20 protein-coding genes and 1 tRNA gene are annotated in these 21,203 nt (G+C 70.0%); 11 read left to right on the forward strand and 10 right to left on the reverse strand.

From position 1 onward, the window contains the following. Nucleotides 1-226 (reverse strand): cold-shock protein (locus Q0066_RS01570; protein WP_298129389.1); only part of this gene is annotated, 226 nt, incomplete at its 3' end. 135 nt (nucleotides 227-361) lie between these two features. Here Q0066_RS01570 and Q0066_RS01575 point away from each other — a divergent pair. The 4 genes from Q0066_RS01575 to Q0066_RS01590 all read left to right on the forward strand — a co-directional run bounded on the left by Q0066_RS01575 (nucleotide 362) and on the right by Q0066_RS01590 (nucleotide 3,608). After that, nucleotides 362-1,228 carry a hypothetical protein gene (locus tag Q0066_RS01575; RefSeq protein WP_298129391.1) on the forward strand — a complete coding sequence of 289 codons (867 nt, stop codon included), beginning with the start codon at nucleotides 362-364 and terminating at the stop codon, nucleotides 1,226-1,228. Nucleotides 1,229-1,441: 213 nt separating this feature from the next. After that, nucleotides 1,442-2,089, forward strand: coding sequence for a hypothetical protein (locus Q0066_RS01580; protein ID WP_298129393.1), 648 nt, complete (start codon nucleotides 1,442-1,444; stop codon nucleotides 2,087-2,089). Beyond that, nucleotides 2,089-2,724 carry an NUDIX domain-containing protein gene (locus Q0066_RS01585; RefSeq protein ID WP_298129395.1) on the forward strand — a complete coding sequence of 212 codons (636 nt, stop codon included), beginning with the start codon at nucleotides 2,089-2,091 and terminating at the stop codon, nucleotides 2,722-2,724. Before Q0066_RS01580 ends, Q0066_RS01585 begins: the two co-directional genes overlap by 1 nt. Then, complete coding sequence (locus Q0066_RS01590) at nucleotides 2,721-3,608, forward strand: cation diffusion facilitator family transporter (RefSeq protein WP_298129397.1); 888 nt, start codon at nucleotides 2,721-2,723, stop codon at nucleotides 3,606-3,608. The genes Q0066_RS01585 and Q0066_RS01590 overlap by 4 nt, the downstream gene beginning before the upstream one ends. On the opposite strand, the gene Q0066_RS01595 is transcribed toward Q0066_RS01590, so the two are convergent. The 4 genes from Q0066_RS01595 to groL all read right to left on the reverse strand — a co-directional run bounded on the left by Q0066_RS01595 (nucleotide 3,605) and on the right by groL (nucleotide 7,965). After that, on the reverse strand, nucleotides 3,605-4,315 hold the full coding sequence (locus Q0066_RS01595) for a copper homeostasis protein CutC (RefSeq protein ID WP_298129399.1): 711 nt from the start codon (nucleotides 4,313-4,315) through the stop codon (nucleotides 3,605-3,607). The genes Q0066_RS01590 and Q0066_RS01595 overlap by 4 nt on opposite strands. 63 nt (nucleotides 4,316-4,378) lie before the next feature. Further along, nucleotides 4,379-4,630, reverse strand: coding sequence for a hypothetical protein (locus Q0066_RS01600; protein WP_298129401.1), 252 nt, complete (start codon nucleotides 4,628-4,630; stop codon nucleotides 4,379-4,381). Continuing rightward, entirely contained in the window at nucleotides 4,627-6,090 is a 1,464-nt protein-coding gene (locus tag Q0066_RS01605) for an MFS transporter (RefSeq protein ID WP_298129402.1), read from the reverse strand. Before Q0066_RS01605 ends, Q0066_RS01600 begins: the two co-directional genes overlap by 4 nt. 249 nt (nucleotides 6,091-6,339) lie before the next feature. Next, nucleotides 6,340-7,965: a chaperonin GroEL gene (gene groL / locus Q0066_RS01610; RefSeq protein WP_298129403.1), complete on the reverse strand. Its 1,626-nt coding sequence runs from the start codon at nucleotides 7,963-7,965 to the stop codon at nucleotides 6,340-6,342. Nucleotides 7,966-8,237: 272 nt separating this feature from the next. Between groL and Q0066_RS01615 the strand changes: the two genes are divergently transcribed. Both Q0066_RS01615 and Q0066_RS01620 read left to right on the forward strand, forming a co-directional pair. Beyond that, nucleotides 8,238-10,214 carry a DUF2207 domain-containing protein gene (locus Q0066_RS01615; protein WP_298129405.1) on the forward strand — a complete coding sequence of 659 codons (1,977 nt, stop codon included), beginning with the start codon at nucleotides 8,238-8,240 and terminating at the stop codon, nucleotides 10,212-10,214. A 19-nt stretch (nucleotides 10,215-10,233) separates the two neighbouring features. Next, a complete protein-coding gene (locus tag Q0066_RS01620) occupies nucleotides 10,234-10,764 on the forward strand; it encodes a hypothetical protein (protein ID WP_298129407.1) in 531 nt (176 codons plus the stop codon). Here Q0066_RS01620 and Q0066_RS01625 read toward each other — a convergent pair. Beyond that, nucleotides 10,716-11,000, reverse strand: coding sequence for a DUF3263 domain-containing protein (locus tag Q0066_RS01625; protein ID WP_298129409.1), 285 nt, complete (start codon nucleotides 10,998-11,000; stop codon nucleotides 10,716-10,718). The two genes, Q0066_RS01620 and Q0066_RS01625, sit on opposite strands and share 49 nt — an antisense overlap. 175 nt (nucleotides 11,001-11,175) lie before the next feature. Here Q0066_RS01625 and manA point away from each other — a divergent pair, with 175 nt between their 5' ends. The 4 genes from manA to Q0066_RS01645 all read left to right on the forward strand — a co-directional run bounded on the left by manA (nucleotide 11,176) and on the right by Q0066_RS01645 (nucleotide 14,720). Further along, the gene (gene manA, locus Q0066_RS01630) at nucleotides 11,176-12,366 is read left to right on the forward strand and encodes a mannose-6-phosphate isomerase, class I (RefSeq protein ID WP_298129411.1); all 1,191 of its coding nucleotides are present in this window, start codon (nucleotides 11,176-11,178) and stop codon (nucleotides 12,364-12,366) included. A gap of 301 nt (nucleotides 12,367-12,667) precedes the next feature. Further along, nucleotides 12,668-12,740, forward strand: a tRNA-Thr gene (locus Q0066_RS01635). A 1-nt stretch (nucleotide 12,741) separates the two neighbouring features. Then, nucleotides 12,742-13,344 (forward strand): class I SAM-dependent methyltransferase, encoded by a 603-nt coding sequence (locus Q0066_RS01640; RefSeq protein ID WP_298129413.1) that lies wholly within the window; start codon nucleotides 12,742-12,744, stop codon nucleotides 13,342-13,344. A gap of 167 nt (nucleotides 13,345-13,511) precedes the next feature. After that, nucleotides 13,512-14,720, forward strand: a complete 1,209-nt coding sequence (locus tag Q0066_RS01645; RefSeq protein WP_298129415.1) for a S49 family peptidase — start codon at nucleotides 13,512-13,514, stop codon at nucleotides 14,718-14,720. 201 nt (nucleotides 14,721-14,921) lie between these two features. Here the strand turns inward: Q0066_RS01645 and rlmB are convergent, their stop codons facing one another. The 4 genes from rlmB to ugpC all read right to left on the reverse strand — a co-directional run bounded on the left by rlmB (nucleotide 14,922) and on the right by ugpC (nucleotide 20,112). Next, a complete protein-coding gene (gene rlmB, locus Q0066_RS01650; RefSeq protein WP_298129417.1) occupies nucleotides 14,922-15,917 on the reverse strand; it encodes a 23S rRNA (guanosine(2251)-2'-O)-methyltransferase RlmB in 996 nt (331 codons plus the stop codon). Next, nucleotides 15,917-17,329 (reverse strand): cysteine--tRNA ligase, encoded by a 1,413-nt coding sequence (gene cysS, locus Q0066_RS01655; RefSeq protein ID WP_298129435.1) that lies wholly within the window; start codon nucleotides 17,327-17,329, stop codon nucleotides 15,917-15,919. The genes rlmB and cysS overlap by 1 nt, the downstream gene beginning before the upstream one ends. A 42-nt stretch (nucleotides 17,330-17,371) precedes the next feature. Continuing rightward, entirely contained in the window at nucleotides 17,372-18,739 is a 1,368-nt protein-coding gene (locus Q0066_RS01660) for a DUF4032 domain-containing protein (RefSeq protein ID WP_298129419.1), read from the reverse strand. Nucleotides 18,740-19,014: 275 nt separating this feature from the next. Further along, nucleotides 19,015-20,112 carry a sn-glycerol-3-phosphate ABC transporter ATP-binding protein UgpC gene (gene ugpC / locus Q0066_RS01665; protein ID WP_298129421.1) on the reverse strand — a complete coding sequence of 366 codons (1,098 nt, stop codon included), beginning with the start codon at nucleotides 20,110-20,112 and terminating at the stop codon, nucleotides 19,015-19,017. Nucleotides 20,113-20,303: 191 nt separating this feature from the next. Between ugpC and Q0066_RS01670 the strand changes: the two genes are divergently transcribed. Then, nucleotides 20,304-21,056, forward strand: coding sequence for a VTT domain-containing protein (locus Q0066_RS01670; protein ID WP_298129423.1), 753 nt, complete (start codon nucleotides 20,304-20,306; stop codon nucleotides 21,054-21,056). Nucleotides 21,057-21,203: the final 147 nt, after the last annotated feature.

The raw sequence follows: 21,203 nt of genomic DNA on the forward strand, positions 1-21,203 counted from the left end.
ACGCCTTGGACAGCGACGGCGGCGCCTCGAGCAGCTGGACGCTGAGCGCCTGCTCACCGCGCTTGCCGTCGATGATGCCGAACTCGACCTTCTGGCCGCGCTTCAGGCTGGTCACGCCGGCCGGAAGCGCCGACGAACGGACGAACACGTCGTCGCCGCCGGTGTCCTTGGAGAGGAAGCCGAAGCCCTTCTCCGCGTCGTAGTAGCGCACCTTGCCTGTAGGCATGACTTTCTCCTGTTCAAACCGAATGCGGACACGCCGGAGGACGGCGTCCTGGACCGCATGGCCCAGCCTATCGAACGCCTTCGCGATGGGCATCCGGAAGCGGCCAGTCGGACCCCGGTGACTATCATGAGCCGCATGGCGAACTGGACGGACGGGCCCGAATACGCGCCGCTCGACCGGCCGGCCGCCTTCCAGACGCCGCCCGCGGCCCCGCTCGAGGTTCCGCCGGCGACGCCCAACCCGGCAGCCGGGGCACCGGTCGAGCCGCCGGCATGGCAGCCGCCACAGGCCGCGGTCGCCCCGTTGGAGGCACTGGTACCCGCCGCCGCACTGCCGGCCCGCGATCCACGTACCGAGTTCAACACGGTCACCTCGCTGGTCACCGGCGGCTCGGCCTGGGGTTCGGCGCACTCCGCCGGCGGCACGGCCCACCCGGTCTGGACGCCGGACCAGCCCCTGACCACCTCGGCTGCCGCCGCCTCGCCGCAGCCTCTCGCGACTGCCGCGGGTACGGCTGCCGCACCCCAGGGCACCGCGCAGCAGACATTGAACTTCCCGCCGCCGACGCAGCCGGCGCCCTCGTTCCCCCAGCCGGGGACGCCCGATTGGTTCGCCCCTCCCCCGCAGACCCGCTGGCAACCGCCGGATCCGGGCGTCTCGGTCGCCCAGCTGTGGAACGCCGCGACGCCCGGGGTGATCCTCACCCTGCTGGTCGGTGCGCTGATCAACCCCCTGTCGGCACCGATGCTGGTGCTGGCGGGAGTGCTCGCCGGTCGTGTGCAGTACCGCGTCGAGCAGGTCCGGCGCGGTTTCCTGTGGGCCTGCGGCTTGATCGCCGCGATCGGGATGGTCGCCCTGTTCAACGCCGATTTCGAGCTGTCCACCGCCTGGCAGGTGGTGTCCGGGTGGTCACAGGTCGCGTGCTGGATCCTGGCGATCGTCGTCCCCCTGCAGGTCGGCGCCGGCATCCGTGCTCGCGAACAGCCCCGCCGGCCGAACTGAGCGGGTGCGATGAACTCATCCTCGGGGTTGGGGCTCCCGGGACCCGGACAACCCGAATTCGACCGGCCGGCGGACGCCTCGTGGTCACCGCAGGTGCCCCCGCAGTTCAGCGGCCCGGGCGGCGCGGGGTCTGCGCCGTCCGGAAGCAGCCCCACGCCGTCGGGGCTGCCGGCCGGGGACCCTGTGCGGTCCGGGCCATGGGCACCGCCCACGTTGCCCCCGCCCAGCCCGTCCGGCCCGTCCGGCCCTGCTGGGCCCGGGCCGCGACGCAACGGCGTCCGCGGCGTCCTGATCGGGGGAACCCTGGTCGTCATGGTGGCGCTCGGGTTGCTCGCCTGGCAGTTGTTGCCGGCCACCCCCGCGGCGACGCCCACGCCGTCCGTGGCCCCGGTCACGCCGGTGGCGGTGCCGTCCGACGTCCCACCCAGCGTGGCGCGCACGCCGGAGACCCCCACGCCGACGACCAGCTCCGCCGTGACCGGCGGCAGCATCGGCCAGCACATCGGCTACCGCACCACCGACGGCGAGGCGCAGGTCACCGTGACCAAGGCCAGCTGGGTCGACAACGGTGCGCTGGCACCGACTCGGGGGTTGCTCTATCTGGTGCTCGACGTCCGGTTCGACTCGCTGAAGGGTGCGGCGGTCACCGGGCCGTTCTTCACCGCGGTCCGCGAGCCCGGCGGCACCCGTCACCTGATCACGGTCGGTGCCGCCCTGGCCGATCCGCTGGCGATGCGGACCCTGTCAGCCGGTGAGTCCAACGCCGGACAGATCGCCTTCGAGGTGGCCCGTGGACCGGTCACCTTCGAGGTGCTCGACGAATCGCTCGAACCCGTTGCCTCCGTGGAGATTCCTGGGTGATGACTGAACCGTTCCGCTCCCGCAGCTTCGTCAGCGTCGCGCCCGAGGACCGCCCGGTGCGCAGCCGTCGCGCCGTCCGGGTGGTCGTCACCGACGGCAGCCATGTGCTGATGCTGCGGGACAGCGACCCCGGCGTGCCCGGCCTGCACTGGTGGATCACCCCGGGCGGCGGCGTCGATCCCGGCGAGACACCGCTGCAGACCGCGGTGCGCGAACTGGCCGAGGAGACCGGGCTCACGGTCGAGCCGGACGCGCTGCGCGGCCCACTGATGCGGCGCTTCGTCGTCCACGGCTACAGCGACCAGGTGCTGGGCCAGGCGGAGCTGTTCTATGTGCTGCGGGTCGCCGAGCCGTTCGAGTTGGACACCTCCGGATTCACCGACGACGAGAAGGTCACCATCGCCGCCTGGGACTGGCTGCCCCTGGACGGCCTGGACGGGCTTACCGAAGCGGTCTGGCCGGTCCGGATCGGCGAACTGGTGGCACTCGAGGCTCAGCCCGAGCGGTGGCTGGAGGACCACGGTGTGGTCGAGGAGTCGACCGTGGATACCGGGGAGCTCGGCCGCCGGGTCGTCCTAGACTGGGCCAGCTCGCCGGACGAATGGGCGGGCCTCCCCGATCCCGAGAAACGATGACCTCTCCCACTGCTCCCGCCGACCACCGGTACCTCGAACGCTTCCTCTGGCTCTCGCTGGCCACCGCCGTAGTCACGGTCGGGTTGAAGGCGGCGGCGGCACTGCTCACCAACTCGGTCGGCCTGTGGTCCGACGCCCTGGAGTCGACGGTCAACCTGCTCGCCGCCGGCGTCGCCCTGTGGGCCATGCGGCTGTCGGCCAAACCCGCCGACCACAACCACGATTTCGGCCATGGCAAGGCCGAATACCTGTCGGCCGCGGTCGAGGGAACCCTGATCGTGGTGGCCGCGGCGGCGATCATCGCCGGCGCGATCAACCGGTTCGTCAACCCGGTGCCGCTGGAGAGCATCGGGCTGGGCGTGGTGTTGGCCACGCTGGCGTCCGTCGGCAACCTGGTGACCGGGCTGATCCTGATCCGGGCCGGACGCCAGCACCGCTCGATCACTCTCGAGGCGGACGGCAAGCATCTGATGACCGACGTCTGGACGTCGGTGGGCGTGCTGGCCGGAATCATCATCGTGGCGCTGACCCACATCGTCTGGCTCGATCCGCTGATCGCGCTCGGGGTGGGCGTCAACATCGTCTTCACCGGGGTCGGGCTGGTCCGGCGCTCCGTGGTCGGGCTGCTGGACGCCACCCTGCCGCCGGACGAGGTGGCGATCATCCAGCGTGCGCTGGTGCCGCTCACCGACGATCCGCGGGTCCATCTGACCGATCTGCGCACCCGGGAGTCGGGCCGGCAGCGGTTCGTCCAGGCCACCTTGACCGTGCCGGGCGAGTGGACCGTGCAGCGCAGCCACGATCTCGCCGACCGGGTCGAGGAAGAGATCGAGTCGGCGCTTCCCGGCACCGTCACGTTCGTCCACGTCGAGCCCGCGGACTAGCTCATCCCACCGGTCGCGTGCCGGATCTCGGTGTCGATCAACCTTCGCCACGAGCGCACCAGGTCGACGTCGACATAGGCCTTGTACGAGCCCTGCGGACGCGCCGGCGTCCCGATGTGGAAGGCCCGGACGCCGGCCCGCGCCAGCCACGGCACATGGTCGGGGTGCAACCCGCCGCCGGCCATGATCACACCGGCCTGCCAGGGGTCCCTGGCGCGCTGCACCAGGTCGTCCAGGCCGTGCGCGAGGCCCCGTGGCGAGCCGGCGGTGAGCACTTGATCGAGCCGGGGCAGCCGGCGCAGCAGCGCCCAGCCGCGATCGGGGAGCAGGCACGAGTCGATCGCCCGGTGGAACGTCCACGGCCAGTCGCCGTCGGCGATCAGTTCGCCGACCACCTGGCCGTCCACCTCACCCAGGCCGTTGAGGTAGCCGAGGATCATGCCGTCGGCGCCGGCGTCGGCATAGCTGGCCATCAGGCCCTTCAGCCGGGTGACCTCGCCGCCGTCGGTGCCGAAGCCGGCCCGCAGCCGCACCATCACCCGTAGTTGGATCGAGGTGGCGGCGCGCACCTTCGCCACCAGCGCCGGTTCCGGCGACAACCCGCCCTCGTCGAGGGTTCCGCACAGCTCCACCCGGTCGGCGCCGCCCGCTTCCGCGCGCTCGGCGTCCGCCGCATGGAGCGCGATCACTTCGAGCAGCCCGCTCATCCCCCCATCATGGACGGGGAGGACCCGGCCTGGTATGCCGGACACGCAGGCCGGCAAGCGGTTTCACCAACTGAACCCGGCGGTTCTCTGCAGCAGGATCAGTTCGACACCGTCCGATTCGGCCAACGGGTGCTCGACGTAGAGCGCATGAGCACGGTCCGCAGCGTTCGCCGCCACCCACGCCAAGGCGTCCGGCAGGTGTCCTCCGGTGAGGCGATATGAGGCCACGGTGTGGTTCTGCGTGAAGATCGCGCGGAACACCGGCTGGTCGTGCTCCACCGTCGCGTCGCGCTCGTCGACCAGTTCGGCGATCATCGCTCGGCCTCCATCGCCGGTGCCGACGAGTACGCCGGAGAGTCGACCGAGCCGCGGGGCATCGTCAGCGCCGCCAGCAGAGTTCCGAGTGCGACGACCGCGACCGCGACGAAGACCCAGGTGGAGGCCGACACGATGGTCGCGTAGTCCTGCTCACCGTGACCGGCGGCGATGACATTGGTGGCAATGGCGCCGAAGATCGCCACGCCGACCGCGCTGCCGGCCGAGCGGGCGAAGACGTTGATGCCGGTGACCACGCCCCGCTCGTCCCAGTCGACGGACGCCTGCGCCGCGATCAGCGACGGCGCGGCGATCCAGCCCAGTCCGAAGCCGGCGACGAAGGAGGCCGCGGCGACCGTCCAGGGGTTCGGCCATGGGCCGCTGACGGCCAGGCCGAGGCAGCCGACAACAGCGATCATGCTGCCCCACAGCACCGTCGACCGGTAACCGCGGGTCAGGTACATCCGCCCGGCGATCGAGGCGGCGAGCGGCCAGCCCAGGGTGAGTGCGGCGACCGCAGCCCCGGAGACCAGCGGCACCACGCCGAGCGCATTCTCCAGATAGGTGGGGACGAAGCTGGTGATGCCGATCAGCAACGCTCCCACGCCCAGCGACAACGCCGTGGTGGTCAGGATCAGCGGACGTCGCAGAATGGCCAGATCGAGGACGGGTTCGGTCGCCCTCCGCTCCACGAATCCGAAGCCGATCAGGGCGGCTACCCCGAGACCGAAGCTGATCAGACTGGGCAGCGACAGCCAGGCCCAGGCGTTGCCGCCCTCCAACAGGGCGAGGATGAACGCTGTCAGGCCCACCGTCAGCAGGATGGCCCCCGGGTAGTCGATGCGGTGTCTCCGCCGCTCGACCTGCTCGTGGTAGAAGCGCAGCAGCGCCCACACCGCGACCAGGCAGAGCGGAATGTTCACCCCGAAGATCCACCGCCACGAGGTGAACTGGGAGAAGATGCCGCCGAGTGCGGGACCGACCACGGAGGCGACCGCCCAGACGCTGGCGATGTAGCCCTGCACGATGGCTCGCTCCGCGACGCTGTACAGATCGCCGATGATGGTCATGCCCATCGGGGCGACCGCACCGGCACCCAGGCCCTGGACGACCCGGAACGCGATCAGCGAGGTCATGTTCCAGGCCAGCACGGCCAGCACCGAGCCGAGCAGGAACAACCCGACGCCGGTGAGGATGATCGGTTTGCGGCCGATCATGTCGGACAGCTTGGAGTAGATCGGCACCGACACCGCCTGGGCCAGCAGGTACACCGAGAACAGCCATGGGAACTGTTCGAACTCACCGAGTTCCTTCACCACCGACGGCACCGCGGTGGCCAGGATCGTCGCGTCGATGGCGATCAGACCGGTGGTCAGCATCAGCGTCAGCAGCACTCGTCCGCGATCGGAACGGAATCCGACGGACGTCCGACTCACCGCGCCGTTTCCCGTTTCACTCACCCCTGTTCCAGCCCGATCCGCCCCGCCGATATTCCCGCGCGGCTGCCAGACCCCCCGCAATCCCGCGTCCGCCCACCACGCGGTTCGCCCGCCGTCCGCCCGCCAGTGCCCTCCCTAACTATCTCTGCCCTCCCGCATGTGGGAGGGCAGAGATAGTTAGGGAGGGTTCTACCGGGGCGGGTGCTACGAACGCCGAAGGGGTCGGACGCCGAAGCGTCCGACCCCTTGGGTGCCTGTGTGGCGGGTGACTCAGAAGTCCATGCCACCCATGCCGCCGTCGCCGCCGGCCGGCATGGCCGGAGCCTTCTCCGGCTTGTCGGCGATGACCGCCTCGGTGGTGAGGAACAGCGCCGCGATGGACGCCGCGTTCTGCAGCGCGGAACGGGTCACCTTGGCCGGGTCGATGATGCCCGCACCGAGCATGTCGACGTACTCACCGGTGGCCGCGTTCAGGCCCTGGCCGGCCGGCAGGCTGCCGACCTTCTCGACCACGACGCCGCCCTCGAGGCCGGCGTTGCTGGCGATCTGCCGCAGCGGAGCGGAGCAGGCGCCGAACACGATCTGCGCGCCGACAGCCTCGTCACCAGCCAGGTCACCGAGGGAGACCTGCTTCGCGGCCTGCAGCAGGGCCACGCCGCCACCGGCGACGATGCCCTCTTCGACGGCAGCCTTGGCGTTGCGGACGGCGTCCTCGATGCGGTGCTTGCGCTCCTTCAGCTCGACCTCGGTGGCCGCGCCGACCTTGATCACGGCAACGCCGCCGGCCAGCTTGGCCAGCCGCTCCTGCAGCTTCTCGCGGTCGTAGTCGGAGTCGGAGTTCTCGATCTCCTTGCGGATCTGGCTGACCCGGCCGGCGATCTGCTCGGCGTCACCGGCGCCCTCGATGATGGTGGTCTCGTCCTTGGTGACCAGCACCGAACGAGCCCGGCCCAGCAGCTCCAGGGTGACGGCGTCCAGCTTGAGGCCGACCTCCTCGGAGATCACCTGGCCGCCGGTCAGGATGGCGATGTCGGTCAGCATGGCCTTGCGGCGGTCGCCGAAGCCCGGAGCCTTGACGGCGACCGACTTGAAGGTGCCGCGGATCTTGTTGACGATCAGGCCGGCCAGCGCCTCGCCGTCGGTGTCCTCGGCGATGACCAGCAGCGGCTTGCCCGACTGCATGACCTTCTCGAGCACCGGCAGCAGGTCCTTCAGGGAGGAGATCTTGCTGTTCGCGATCAGCACGTAGGGGTCGTCCAGGACGGCCTCCATGCGCTCGGGATCGGTGACGAAGTAGGGCGAGATGTAGCCCTTGTCGAAGCGCATGCCCTCGGTCAGCTCGAGGTCCAGCCCGAAGGTGTTGGACTCCTCGACGGTGATCACACCCTCCTTGCCGACCTTGTCCATCGCCTCGGCGATGATCTCGCCGACGGTCGGGTCGGCGGCCGAGATGGACGCGGTGGCAGCGATCTGCTCCTTGGTCTCGATCTCGGTGGCCTGGGCGGCGAGCTGCTCGACGATGGCGGCGACGGCCTTCTCGATGCCCTTCTTCAGGCCCATCGGGTTGGCGCCGGCGGTCACGTTGCGCAGGCCCTCGCGGACCATGGCCTGAGCCAGCACGGTCGCGGTGGTGGTGCCGTCACCGGCGACGTCGTCGGTCTTCTTGGCGACCTCCTTGACCAGCTCGGCGCCGATCTTCTCGAAGGGGTCCTCGAGCTCGATCTCCTTGGCGATGGAGACGCCGTCGTTGGTGATCGTGGGGGCGCCCCACTTCTTCTCCAGGACGACGTTGCGGCCCTTCGGGCCCAGCGTCACCTTGACCGCGTCGGCGAGGGTGTTCATGCCCCGCTCAAGGCCGCGGCGCGCCTCGACGTTGAATTCGATCAGTTTTGCCATGGGTACAGGCAATCCTTCTGCATCGGTGGGGCGCTCGACCCCATGGTTGGTCTGTCTGTCGGTCAGCGATCGATGCCCGCGACGGACGGCCCGGTTGGCCTCACCGAATCTGACCGGATGGCACTCTCATGGTGAGAGTGCTAATACAGTTTTAGCACTCGACCCTGCCGAGTGCAAAAGAATCACGACGCGATCTCGTCGCCCTCAGCGGCGATCGCACGATCGCCGCTGGCGAATACGGAGCTGAGCTGCGCTCGTTCTAGCCTGACGCCGTGTTCGCCAAGACATCGCGCTGGATCGCCTACCCGCTCAGCTGGCTGTTGCTGATGCTCGTACCGCTCGCCATCGACGCGATGCGCAGCTCTGCCGGCCCGGCCTCGACGACCAACCAGTTCAGCATTTCGAGCTTCATGGCCGACTACCACGCGCGCCGCAGCGGCGATCGACTGGCCATTGACGTGACCGAACGGATCACCGCCAACTTCCCGCGGCGCTACGTCAACCGCGGCATCGAACGCCGGCTGGACGCCCGCTACGGCAACGCCGACATTCAACTCTCGGGCTTCGCCGTCACCGACCCGAGCGGCAAGCGGATCCCATTCACCCGGCGCACCGAGTCCGACGGTGACATCGTGCTGCGGATCGGCAGCGCCAACACCTACGTCTACGGACGCGTCGACTACGTCATCTCGTACACCATCGGGCACGCGATGGTGCAGGCCGGCGATCGGCAGGAGATCTACCTGGACGTGAACGGCACCGGCTGGCAGCAGCGGTTCGGCCAGGTTCGAGCACGGCTCACCATGGCGCCCGATCTGGTCGGCGACCTGCTCGGCGAGCAGGCCTGCTATTACGGCCCGGCCGGGTCGACCAGCCGGTGTGCGATCGACGGCAACGGAGCGGTCGTCCAAACCGGCGTGGTCGCCCTCGAACCGCGGGCGACGATGACGATCGCCGTCGGCTTCCGCCAGGGCACCGTCGCGGACGCCGTCCCTGCCCTGCGCGGCGGCCTCGGCTGGTGGGGCATCGCAGCCATGCCGGTGGTGGCCGCTGTCCTGCTCGGGGTGGCGCTGGTGGTCCGAGCCCGTCGACTGCGTGCACTGCTGCTGCGCGACGACGTCGAGATCCGGTACACCGCACCCGACATCCAGCCGATCCTGGCCGCCGACTTCCTCGGCCTGCCCGAACGCGGCGCAGCCGCGCAACTGACCCGCCTGGTGCTGGACGGCGAGGCGACCCTGGCCAGCGAGGCTGCGCCCATCGGCACCGCTCCACGACCACGCGGACGGCTCTCCCGTCGCGAGCGGGACGCGGTCCGTGCCGATCTGCGGGTCCAGTTGCTCGATCCGGACGGCATCGACCGCAGCGTCCGCTCCATCTGCCAGTCGCTGTTCGGCGGCGGCCGGTCCATCCCGCTGGGCAATGTGCCCTCCTACGACATCGCCGCGGCGTCCCGGGAGCGCTGGCAACTGCTGCTGCGCAGCGGGCTGCGCCGCCGCTCGTGGCTGGGCACCACGCTGTTCGCGAGCGGCTACGTGGCCCTGATCGGCTTCGGCTGGGTTCAGCTGGGCCTCGGACTGAGCGGGCTGCTGTGGCCGTTCCTGGGCGCCGGGGTGCTGGCCGTGCTGCTGCTGAGCGCCTTCGTGCACTACTACCCCACTCTCGGCCGGCTCACGGCTGAGGGCCGAAGGCTCCGCGACGAGCTGGCCGGGCTGCATCGCTTCGTGACCATGGCCGAAGCGGACCGGATCGCCTGGATGCAGAACGCCGTCGATGCGCCCCGGGTCACCGGAGCGGACGACGGCAGCCTGATCGACCTGTACGAACCGCTGCTGCCCTACGCGATCATCTTCGGCGTCGAGGACACCTGGCGACAGGCGCTGGGCAACCTGTACGACCTCGTCCCGGCCCGCCCCGAGCACCCGGTGGACGTGCCGGCGGTGGCGCTGGCGATGGCCTGGTCGGACTACGCGCCCCAGTACCACCGTCGCACCCCGGAGCCGGACAGTTTCTGGGACGGGCGACCCGCCTGGGGCGAGGGCTGGGTGGCCGGTGCCGGCCGCGGACTGGGCGAGGCCCTCGACTCCTGGGCGACCTCGCGGGACGACGACCGCGGCGGCTCATGGGGCTCGGGTGGCGGCTCGTCGAGTTCATGGAGCTCCTCGTCGAGCTCGTTCAGCTCGTCCGGCTCGTCCGGCGGCGGGAGCTCCGGTGGCGGGATGGGCGGCGGCGGTGGCGGCGGCTGGTGAGCCGGAGCACACTGCCTCCATGGCATCACGGTCGCCGATCGGACGGGCGCAGTCGCGGTTGGGGCGGGCCCAGCGCATCCGCCGGGCCGGCAACCTGATCAATCTGGCCACCCCGCTCGGCCTGGCGATCGCCGCCATCGGGGGTGCGCGGCGCCGGCCGGGTCCCTACGGCTTGACGCTGGCAGAGGGCTATCGGGTGCGGTTCCCTCCCGCCGGCGCCTTCACCGTCGGCAACGTGGTGATCAGCCCGCTGACCTTCGCCACGCTGACCGCGCGCCAGCCCGAAGTGATGGAGCACGAGGACGTGCACGCCTGGCAGTACTTCTGGTGCGGGGGCCTGCCGTTCCTGCCGCTGTACCTGCTGGCGGTCGGCTGGTCATGGCTGCGGACCGGCGATCCGGCGTCGCGGAACCCGTTCGAGCGTGGCGCCGGGCTGGCCCGGGGCGGCTACCGCGAGGCACCGATCAGCAACGCCGGGCTGAAGGACCTGACGCGCCGGATTCAGACCTTGACGTGGAACCCGAGCCGCTTGGCCGAGCGCTCCCGCTGACGGGCGGCGCGCTGCCGGCGCAGCCGCTTGACGAGCAACGGGTCATGGGCCAGCGCCTCTTCGGTGTCGATCAGGTCGTTGAGCAGCTGGTAGTAGCGCGGCGCCGACAGGTCGAACCGCTCACGGATCTCGGCCTCTTTGGTGCCGTGGAACGACCACCACTGCTTCTCGAAGTCGAGGATGGCCGCGGACCGCTCACTGAGCGTTGCTGCCGGTCGGGCGACGGGGTCGGACATGCAGCCGATTCTAGGTCGAAATCACACCGCTGTCATTCAAGAAGTCCCATGGTTACCGCCCGTCCGCCTTCCGTTCTTCCGGACGCCCCGGGCATCCGCGGCGGGTCGGCTACAGTGAAGCTGCTCCGGTCGCCAAGGACGGCGTCCCCTACGCCCCACCCCTCAAGGACGACAGATGCAGCCACTCAGCGGAACCGTGCAGCGGTACGCCTGGGGCACCCACGACGCCATTCCTGCCCTTCTCGGACGCCCGACCGACGGCCAGCCGATCGCCGAATACTGGCTCGGCGCCCACAGCTCGTCACCGTCGCTGCTCGAGGGCGGCACCCTGGTCGAACACATCGCGTCCGGGCCGCGGGTGCTGGGCAAACGGTCCCGCGAGGCGTTCGGCGAACAACTGCCGTACCTGATGAAGCTGCTCTCCGCCCGCCACGCTCTGTCCCTGCAGGCGCATCCGTCGCGCGAACAGGCGATCGACGGGTTCGCCCGCGAAACCCGCGCCGGCATTCCGCTGGATTCTCCCGAGCGCACCTACAAGGACAGCTGGCCCAAGCCCGAGATCCTGATCGCGCTGGACGAGTTCCACACCCTGGCCGGCTTCCGCAATCCGCACGAGACCGCCGCCCTGTTCGCCGGGCTCGGTGTGGCCGAGGAACTCGAATCGGTGATCGGTCCGCTCACCGAACGCAAGGGCCCGGCGGCGATGGCAGAGGTCTTCCTCGACGTGCTGAGCCTCGACGAGCCGCGCCGGCGGCTGGTCAACGAGACCGTCGCCGCCGCCATGCACCATCGCGACGACGGCGGTGAGGTCGGCGAGTTCGCCCGGACAGCGCTCGAACTGGATGCCGTCTTCCCCGCCGACCCGGGCATTCTCGCGGCGCTGCTGATGAACCGGCTGCTGCTGGCGCCCGGTGAGGCGCTGTTCGTGCCGGCCGGCATGATGCACGCGCATCTGCGGGGCACCGGGGTCGAGATCATGGCCAACTCGGACAACGTGATCCGCGGCGGGCTGACCTCCAAGCACATCGACGTCTCCGAACTGGTCGCCGTGGTCGACTTCGACCCTTGGCTGCCCGAGGTGCTGTTGCCCCGGCAGACCCGCCGCGGCGTGTTCAAGTACGAGACGCCGTGCAGCGAGTTCGAGGCGTGGCAGATGTCGGTCGATTCCGAGACCGGACCGGTCCGGGTGCCGGGCCGGGGATCGGCCCGCATCCTGCTGGTCACCGAGGGACACTGCCTGCTGGACGACGGCCACTCCCGGCTGGAACTCCCCCGCGGCCGTGCCGCCTTCCTCTCCGCCGAGGAGAGGGACGTGTACGCCAGCGGCACCGCCACTCTGTACGGCACGTCGTCCGGCATCCGCTGAACCCTGACGACCACCACCCCAGACTCGACCGTCATCCCGGGCCCGTCCGTCATCCCAGACTCGACCGCCACCCCAGGCCCGACCGTCATCCCAGACTCGACCGCCACCCCAGGCCCGACCGTCATCCCGGGCTTGATCCGGGATCTCCATCGACCTGCACGCGGCCTCGGAGAGATCCCGGCGTTCGCCGGGATGACAGGGTGACAGGGGTCACGCCGGGATGACGGGAGCCGGGATGACGGGGAACCCTGACGGCGGGTACGGCACAATGGTGCCCGGCCGGTGCCCAAGCGCGGCCGTTGCCTCCGTAGCTCAGTTGGTAGAGCACCCGCCTTGTAAGCGGACGGTCGCGGGTTCGAATCCTGTCGGAGGCTCGTGTTCCCCCGCAGCCAGTGGGCCGAGATCGTCGCCCGCGATCCCGGCCATTCCCAGCGCTACATCGACCGGTTCGCGATGCTCGCGGCCCAGGGTCAGGACCTGGTCGGCGAGGCCCGGCTGGTCGACGCCATGGTCGGACGCGGGGCGGCCGTCCTGGACGCCGGCTGCGGCCCCGGACGGCACAGCGGCTACCTGCATCGCGCCGGGCACCGGGTGGTTGGCGTCGACCTCGACCCGGCGCTGATCGCCGAGGCCGAACGGGCCGAACCGGGCCCGACCTATGTCGTCGGCGACCTGACCTCCTACGAACTGCCGAGCGATGCCCCGCAGCGGTTCGACGCGATCCTGTGCGCCGGGAACGTGCTCGGCTTCCTGCACCCCGACACCCGGCGTCCGGTGCTCGCCGGATTCGCCGCCCGGTTGGCCGAGGGCGGCCGCGCCGTGGTCGGCTTCGGCGCCGGTCGGGGGTATGCCTTCGACGACTTCTTCACCGACGTCGAGGCGTCCGGGCTGGTGCGCGAGCAGACCTTCTCCACCTGGGACCTGCGGCCGTTCGCTCCCGATGCCGGCTTCGTCGTGGCGGTGCTGGGTCGAGCCTGAGTCGCCGAGGGTCCCGGGCGTCCGAAATCTGCGGGCCAGTGGGCCTGGGTATGGCGTGTCGCAGCCACCGGCGCGAACTGGACCGCACATTTCGGTCTGGCGGCGATCACCCACCCCGCCACCGAGGTCACGTAGGGTCGCAGAAACCCCTCTGACCAGGAGCCAGCATGACCAGTAGCCCCGATCAGCCCACCACGTCCCCCACCGGCGGCGCACCCGTCCAGCCCCCGATGCCGCGGCCTCCCGCACCGCAGCCGGTCTACCTGCCGCAACCACCGCGCGATCGATCGTTCCGGCGTGGCTTCGGCTTGGGCGCCGGGGCCGGGCTGGGTGCCGGCGGCGTCCTGCTCGTGCTGGGCGTGGTCGGTTCGCTGATCACCGCATTGATCTACGGTGCGGTGCTGGCGAGCGCGGCCGGGTCGTCCGGTCCGCGCGTATCGGGCCTACGGACCGTGTGGGGCTCCGAGACGGCACCGCCGGCCCAGACCGTGCTGGCGATCCCGATCGAGGGCGCCATCCAGGCCGACGGCGGCGACGGCTTCGCGCTCACCGCCTCCACCTACGGCTATGAGATCGCCCGCACCCTGGACGGCCTGTCCGCCGACGACGCGGCCGGCGTGGTGCTGCTGATGAACACTCCGGGCGGCACCATCAACGGCTCGCGCGCCATCGCGGACGCCGTCGAGCGCTACCAGGGCCGCACCGGCAAGAAGGTGGTCGCCTACGTGCAGGGCATGTCGGCCTCCGGTGGCATGTACGCGATGGCCGGCGCCGACAGGATCATCGCCGACCACGGCTCGCTGGTCGGCAGCATCGGCGTCATCTTCGGCCCGTTCGTCCGCTACAAGGACGTCGTCGGCACGTCGGGCAGCTTCATCGAATCGGGCGTCTCCACCACCGGCGGGATCACCCAGGAGTACCTCACCCAGGGCAAGGGCAAGGACTTCGGCAACCCGTTCCGCGACATGACCGCGCAAGAACGCAAGGTGATGACCGACGGCATGGCCAACGAGTACCAGGCCTTCGTCGACTGGGTGGCCAAGCATCGCAACATCCCGGCCCGGACCATCGTCGACGACCTCGGCGCCTACATCTACGACCCGAAGACGGCGATCGCCAAGAAGCTGATCGACGCCCAGTTGGGTCCGGACGAGGCGTTCCGCGACACCGTGCAGCTGATGGGCCTGGACGCCGCGACCGCCCGGATCGCCAAGCGCGCCGGCGCCAGCCCACTGGAGCAGCTACTCGGTGCCTCGTCACGCATCTACGGCTACCAGGACACCGCCCCGGCCGGCATGAAGGCGTCCAGCATCATCTGCACCGGCGCCCCGCAGCCCCTGGTGTGGCACGGCCCGGTCGCCGCATTCTGCGGCTAGGGTTTGCCGCTGGACGAGACGACCCGCTGGTCGAGCTTGTAGGCCACTGTTGGTCGAGCTTGTCCCCTGTCGCCACCGCTGGTCGAGCCTGTCGAGACCCTCCCGAGCACCGTCGGTCGAGCCTGTCGAGACCTTTGCCGGCACCGCTGGTCGAGCTTGGCGAGACCCCCTCGTCCAGGCGCATGGAGTATGGAGAGATCCTTAACCGCGGCAGCGGGTGACTTCGTAGAGGGCGATGCTGGCTGCCACGGAGGCGTTCAGCGATTCGACGTCCGAGCTGATCGGGATGGAGACCAGGACGTCGCAATTCTCACGGACGAGGCGGGCCAGGCCCTCGCCCTCGGAGCCGACGACCAGCAGGACGGGGCCGTCGACGCCGGGGATGCCGGCGACGTCCAGGTCGGCTTCACCGGCCAGGCCGGCGACCACGAAGCCGGCGTCGGCGTACTGCCGCAGGGTGCGGTTCAGGTTGGTCGCACGGGCGACCGGAACCCGGGCCGCAGCTCCGGCTGACGTCTTCCAGGTGGCGGCAGTCATCTGGGCCGAGCGACGCTCGGGGATGATCACCCCGGCGGCACCGAAGGCCGCGGCCGAGCGGATGATCGCGCCCAGGTTGCGCGGGTCGGTGATCGAGTCACAGGCCACCACCAGCGCCGGGTCGGGTGCGTCCAGTGCGTCGGCGAGCAGGTCGTCGGGGTGCAGGTACTCATACGGCGGCAGCTGCAGCGCGACGCCCTGGTGGGCGGCGCCGTGGGTGAGCCGGTCGAGTTCGGCGCGGGTGGACTGCAGCAGCGCGATGCCGTGATCGGCGGCGTAGCGCAGGATGTCGCGCAGCCGGTCGTCCCGCTCGACGCCGTCGGCGACGTAGGCGCGCTTCACCGGCAGGCCGGCCTGCAACGCCTCCAGCACCGGGTTGCGGCCGATCACCCAGTCGTCGCCCGACCGGGTCGCCGTCCGGGTCCGCCCGGCGTCGCGACCCCGGTCGCCACCGCGGCCCTGACCCGACGTGGTCTTGCCCGGATCGTTCGGTCCGCGCTTGCGGTAGGCCTTGTGGTATGGCCGATCCTCGGCCTTCGGCGTCGGACCCTTGCCCTCCAGGCCGCGCCGGACGCGACCTCCGGAGCCGGCGGTGTTGCCGCTGCCGATGCCCTTGCCGCGCTTGCGGACGGCACCCTTGCGGGCGGAATTTCCGGGCATCAGTTCTCCAAGCTCCAGCGCGGGCCGGCGGGGGTGTCCTCCACCTTCAGACCCAGGTTCTTCAGGGTGTCACGGACGGCATCGGCGGCCGGCCAGTCCTTGCGGGCGCGCGCCTGGGCACGCTGCTCGAGCAGGGCGCCGACCAGGCCGTCGACCACCGGCTTCAGGTCGTCACCGGCGGAGGCGTCCGCCCACTCGGGGGCCGCCGGATCGAGACCGAAGACGCGCAGCATCAGCCAAACCTTCAACCGCGCCGCGCGCGCCGCCTCGTGGTCGCCCGCGTCGAGCGCCAGGTTTCCGTCCTTGACTGTGCGGAACAGCGCCGCCAGCGCGGTCGGGGTCGCCAGATCATCGTCCATCGCGGCGGTGAACTCGGCGCCGATCGCGTCCAGCGGCGCGTAGGCAACCCACTCGTCGGTCAGCAGCGCCGCGGCCCGCTCCAGAAAGCCGTCGATCCGGGCCAACTGCGCCGCCGCCTCGGCCAGCGACGCGTCACTCAGCTCGATCGCCGAGCGGTAGTGCGGCCCGGCCAGCCAGAGCCGGACGGCCCGGCCGCCGTACTTGGCCACTGCCGCCGCGACGTCGGCGGTGTTGCCCAGCGACTTGGACATCTTCTCGCCGGCCATGGTGACCCAGGCGTTGTGCATCCAGTAGCGGGCGAAACCGCGTCCGGCGGCCTGGGACTGGGCCAGCTCGTTCTCGTGGTGCGGGAAGCGCAGGTCGAGGCCGCCGCCGTGGATGTCGAAGGTGTCGCCCAGATACTTGCCGGCCATCGCCGAGCATTCGATGTGCCAGCCGGGACGCCCCCGGCCCCACGGGCTCGGCCAGGATGCCGTCTCCGGCTCGCCCGGCTTGTACGCCTTCCACAGCGCGAAATCGCGCGGATCGCGTTTGCCGCGCGCGTCGGAGTCCTCGGCGGGCGCCATGTCGGACACCCGCTGCCCGGTCAGCGCCCCGTACTCCGGCCACGACCGGACATCGAAGTAGACACCCGAGCCGTCGTCGGCCGGATAGGCGTGGCCGCGCTCGATCAGCTCTGCGATCAGCTCGATCATCTCGGGAATGTGTCCGGTCGCCCGCGGCTCATAGCTGGGTGCCTGGACGCCGAGCGCCTCGAACGCCGTCCGGAAGGCCGCCTCGAACAGGTAGGCGTGCGCCCACCAGGGACGGCCCGCCTCGGCCGCCTTGGCCAGGATCTTGTCGTCGATGTCGGTCACGTTGACGACCAGCGTCACGTCGTAGCCGGTGAACTCCAACCAGCGCCGCAGCACGTCGAAGTTGACCCGGCTACGCATGTGTCCCAGGTGTGGCGCGGATTGCACGGTCGGCCCACACACGTAGATCGATACCTGTCCCGCCTCCGACGGATGGAACTCGACGATCTCGCGGCGGGCGCTGTCGTACAGGTGCAAACTCACCGGCCGATTGTAGCCAACCCCGTCAGCCCGGGCGGTTCAAACCTTGCGCCGACGCAGCGCCGCCATGTCGAGGACACCGGTCGGCTCGGGTTCCTCTTCGGCGGCCGCCTCCCAGGGATCCTCGGGCATCTCGCCCTCGTCGTCCATGAAGCCCTGCGACGGGTCGAACGGGTTGGCCAGTTGACGCGCACCCTCGGCCAGCGGACGGCTGTCCATCTCCTCGTCGGGCAGGCCCTCCAGGACGTCGTGGATGTAGCCCCAGGCGGCGTCCAGCAACGGGACGTCCCGATGCTCACGCTGCGACGCGTACCAGCGGTAGTCGAGCACCTCGTGGAAGATCTGGGCGGCGTCGCGCTTGCCGCGCAGGTGTACCGGGACGGCCTGGGTGACCGGTTCGAAGGACTGGGTCAGCCACTGGTGCGCCACCAGCGCCTCGTCGACGTGCTGCTGGTTGGTGCGGAACCGGAAGGTGTCCAGATCGTTGAGCAACCGCCGGGCCTGGTTCTCCTCGACGTCGAGGCCGGTCAGTCGCAGCAGCCGCCGGGTGTGGTGACCGGCGTCCACCACCTTGGGCTGAATGGTCACCTGCGAGCCGTCCGGCGAGGTGGTGATGTCGAGCTCGGCGACGTCGAAGCCCAGCGCGTTGAGTCGGCGGACCCGGCTTTCGATCCGGTCCAGTTCGGTGCCGGGGAACTCTTCGGCGCCGGTCAGCTCGGCCCACAGGTCGCGGTAGCGGGAGGTGATCGTCTCGACCAGCGCCAGCGGATCGAGCGACTCGTCCAGCAACTGACCGGCCTCCAGGTCGCTGAACTCGCCGAACAGGTTGGTGGTCGCGATCTGCAGGTCGTGCGCACGCTGCCCGTCGGTGAGGCTTGGGTGCATTTCGGCGGTTTCGGCGTCCACCAGGTAGGCGGCGAACTCGCCCGCGTCGCGGCGGAACAGGATGTTCGACAGCGAGACATCGAGCCAGAGGAAGCCGATCAGGTGCAGCCTCGCCAGCAACACCACCATGGCGTCCAGCAGCCGGTTCACCGTGTCCGGCCGGACGCCTTGGGAGAACAGCGAGCGATACGGCAGCGAGAAGTCCAGATGGCGGGTGATCAGCACCGGCATCAGCGGCTCACCGGCATCGTCACGGCGTCCGGTGATCACCGCCAGCGGCTCGACGACCGGGGTGTCCTCGCGGGTGAGCTCCTGCAGCATCCGGTACTCGTGGACGGCGGCTGCCTCGATGACCTCCTTGGCGGCGTACACGTCGTTGCCGACCTTGATGAACCGCACCACGTGACGCGAGATGCCGCGCGGCAGTGCGACGAGATGTTCGGTCGGCCAATCCGTCAGCGGCAGGCTCCAGGGCAAGGGGATCAGCCTGGAGTCCGGCTTCGCCGAGAGGATGCGGGGCATGCCGCACATTCTGCCAGCCGGTCAGCACTGGCCGCCTGCGCCGAGCCTCCACTATGGACGCGCACACGTGTCGTCGAACACACCGCAGACGACTTGGGGTCATCCGGATTCGTAGCTGAGTGACCGAAGGAACCGTCCCGGCGACCGAAGAAACCGTCCCCGGTGACCGGTGACCGGTGACCGGTGACCGGGGAGCGTGGAGCGGGCTCGCCAAGTTCGACCGAAGACAACGATGCCCCGGGTCGAGGACCCGGGGCATCGCTTCAGACCTGTGCTCAGTTGGAGAGCCGCTCACCGGTCTTGTTGCTGAACACGTGCAGGGCGTGACCCTCACCGGCGGTGAACCGGACGGTGGTGCCGCGCTGCGGTGGGGTGCGGCCGCTGATCCGGGCCACGATCTGAGTCGCCGACAGCTTCTCGTCGTCGCTCAGGCCGGCCAGGGTGCCGTAGGTGTAGGCGTCAGCGCCCAGCTCCTCCACGACGACCACCTCGACGGCGATGCCGTGATCCCCGAGATCGAAGTCCTCGGGGCGGATGCCGATGGTCAGGGTGTCCTCGCCCGGAGCCTTGGCCAGCACGTCACGGGCCACCGGCACCGTGTAGTCGCCTACCTCGACGCCGTTCTCGTTGACCTTGCCGCTGATCAGGTTCATCGCCGGCGAGCCGATGAAGCCCGCGACGAAGATGTTGGTCGGCTTGTCGTAAAGGGTCAGCGGGCTGTCGCACTGCTGCAACAGGCCGTCCTTCATGACCGCGACCCGGTCGCCCATGGTCATGGCCTCGACCTGGTCGTGGGTGACGTAGACGGTGGTGACGCCGAGCCGGGTCTGCAGCGCGGCGATCTGGGTGCGGGTGGAGACGCGCAGCTTGGCGTCCAGGTTCGACAGCGGCTCGTCCATCAGGAACACCTGCGGCTGCCGGACGATGGCGCGACCCATCGCGACACGCTGCCGCTGACCGCCCGAGAGCGCCTTCGGCTTGCGGTTGAGGAAGCTCTCCAAGCCCAGCAGGTGGGCGGCTTCCATGACGCGAGCGTCGCGCTCGGCCTTGGGCACGCCGGCCATCTTCAGGGCGAAGCCCATGTTGTCGCCGACGGTCATGTGCGGGTACAGCGCGTAGTTCTGGAACACCATCGCGATGTCGCGGTCCTTCGGCGGCAGGTCGGTGACGTTGCGGTCGCCGATCCAGATGGCGCCCGAGTTCACCTCTTCCAGGCCGGCGAGCATGCGCAGGGAGGTGGACTTGCCACAACCCGAGGGGCCGACCAGAACCATGAACTCGCCGTCGCCGATCTCGAGGTTGAGCTTGTCAACCGCGGGGTGATCGGATCCGGGGTAGACGCGACAGGCGTCCTTGAAACTAACTGTGGCCATGCCAATAGTCCTTTCCACGGGCAGGTACGTGCCCGACGATCCGTAGTGGAAACATGCCGCGAGGACCTGCGGCAGAGTCATCGTCGCATGGGATTCCCTTCGCCACCACCCCTTGATGAAGCTTTCGTGAAGAATTCCGGACACCCCCGCCGGATCGGGCCCGTCGGACGGCCCAGGTAGGCTCCCTGAGCGTGACGTCGCCCACCGAGCACCCGCAGCCGGATCCCGCCGAGCCCGAGGAGCATCCACGCGAGTGGTGGCAGGAGCCCGGCCTGCCCTGGAAGCACAAGCCCACCCGTGCGGATATCGCGTGCCTCAGCTGGATGGGTGCTGCGTCGCTGTACGGGCTGATCCTGCTGCCGCTGCGTCCGGTGATCCTCGGCCTGGCGCCGCAGGTGCTCGGTTCGCTGGGCTACCGCACCGGACTGGTGATGACCGGTGCGCTGGGTTCGCTCGGCGATCCCTGGTGGCCGCTGGTGACGCTGCTCGGGTCGCTGATGGCGATGAAATTCGACTGGATCTTCTGGTGGGCCGGCAGGTTGTGGGGCCACGGGCTGATCGAAGTCTGGTCGGGACGCTCCGAACGCGCCCGGCGGCGCAACAAGCGCGCCATCGCCTTCACCCACCGGTTCGAGAGCTGGGCGATCTTCCTCACCTACCTGCCGATCCCGCTGCCCGCCGCCGTGGTCTACGCGGCCCTCGGTGCGGCGGGGACGAAGCTGTCGAAGTTCCTCATCGTCAGCTTCCTGTCGTCGCTGTTCACCAGCGGGCTGTACGTCTACCTCGGCTGGTCGATCGGCGAACCGGCCGTCGCGGCGCTGGACGCCTACGGGCAGTACCTGTGGTACCTGTCGCTGGCGATCCTGGCCGGAATGCTCTTCATGGCGTTCCGCAACCGCAACCGAAAGAAGGCGCCGGGCGTCCCCGGCCCGCCGCCGGCCTGAGTCGGCGATCGGCGATCGGCGACTGAGCCGACCCGCCCGGACGCCACCCACACACCGGCTCCCTGCCGGCGTCGGGCGCCCGGACGAACTTCCGGCGATGGTGCAGAGCCGCCGGCACGATGCCCGCCGCGCCGTTGGCCGACACGA

Source organism: Micropruina sp., assembly GCF_027492755.1.
Classification (GTDB): Bacteria; Actinomycetota; Actinomycetes; order Propionibacteriales; family Propionibacteriaceae; genus Micropruina.

Excerpts from the sequence above, each read along its gene's own strand:
- manA (WP_298129411.1), top strand. The coding sequence starts at position 11,176 with ATGCAGCCACTCAGCGGAACCGTGCAGCGGTACGCCTGGGGCACCCAC.
- Q0066_RS01620 (WP_298129407.1), top strand. The coding sequence starts at position 10,234 with ATGGCATCACGGTCGCCGATCGGACGGGCGCAGTCGCGGTTGGGGCGG.
- Q0066_RS01590 (WP_298129397.1), top strand. The coding sequence starts at position 2,721 with ATGACCTCTCCCACTGCTCCCGCCGACCACCGGTACCTCGAACGCTTC.
- ugpC (WP_298129421.1), bottom strand. The coding sequence starts at position 20,112 with ATGGCCACAGTTAGTTTCAAGGACGCCTGTCGCGTCTACCCCGGATCC.
- Q0066_RS01595 (WP_298129399.1), bottom strand. The coding sequence starts at position 4,315 with ATGAGCGGGCTGCTCGAAGTGATCGCGCTCCATGCGGCGGACGCCGAG.
- groL (WP_298129403.1), bottom strand. The coding sequence starts at position 7,965 with ATGGCAAAACTGATCGAATTCAACGTCGAGGCGCGCCGCGGCCTTGAG.
- Q0066_RS01585 (WP_298129395.1), top strand. The coding sequence starts at position 2,089 with ATGACTGAACCGTTCCGCTCCCGCAGCTTCGTCAGCGTCGCGCCCGAG.
- Q0066_RS01575 (WP_298129391.1), top strand. The coding sequence starts at position 362 with ATGGCGAACTGGACGGACGGGCCCGAATACGCGCCGCTCGACCGGCCG.
- Q0066_RS01660 (WP_298129419.1), bottom strand. The coding sequence starts at position 18,739 with ATGCCCCGCATCCTCTCGGCGAAGCCGGACTCCAGGCTGATCCCCTTG.
- Q0066_RS01645 (WP_298129415.1), top strand. The coding sequence starts at position 13,512 with ATGACCAGTAGCCCCGATCAGCCCACCACGTCCCCCACCGGCGGCGCA.
- Q0066_RS01625 (WP_298129409.1), bottom strand. The coding sequence starts at position 11,000 with ATGTCCGACCCCGTCGCCCGACCGGCAGCAACGCTCAGTGAGCGGTCC.
- rlmB (WP_298129417.1), bottom strand. The coding sequence starts at position 15,917 with ATGCCCGGAAATTCCGCCCGCAAGGGTGCCGTCCGCAAGCGCGGCAAG.
- Q0066_RS01600 (WP_298129401.1), bottom strand. The coding sequence starts at position 4,630 with ATGATCGCCGAACTGGTCGACGAGCGCGACGCGACGGTGGAGCACGAC.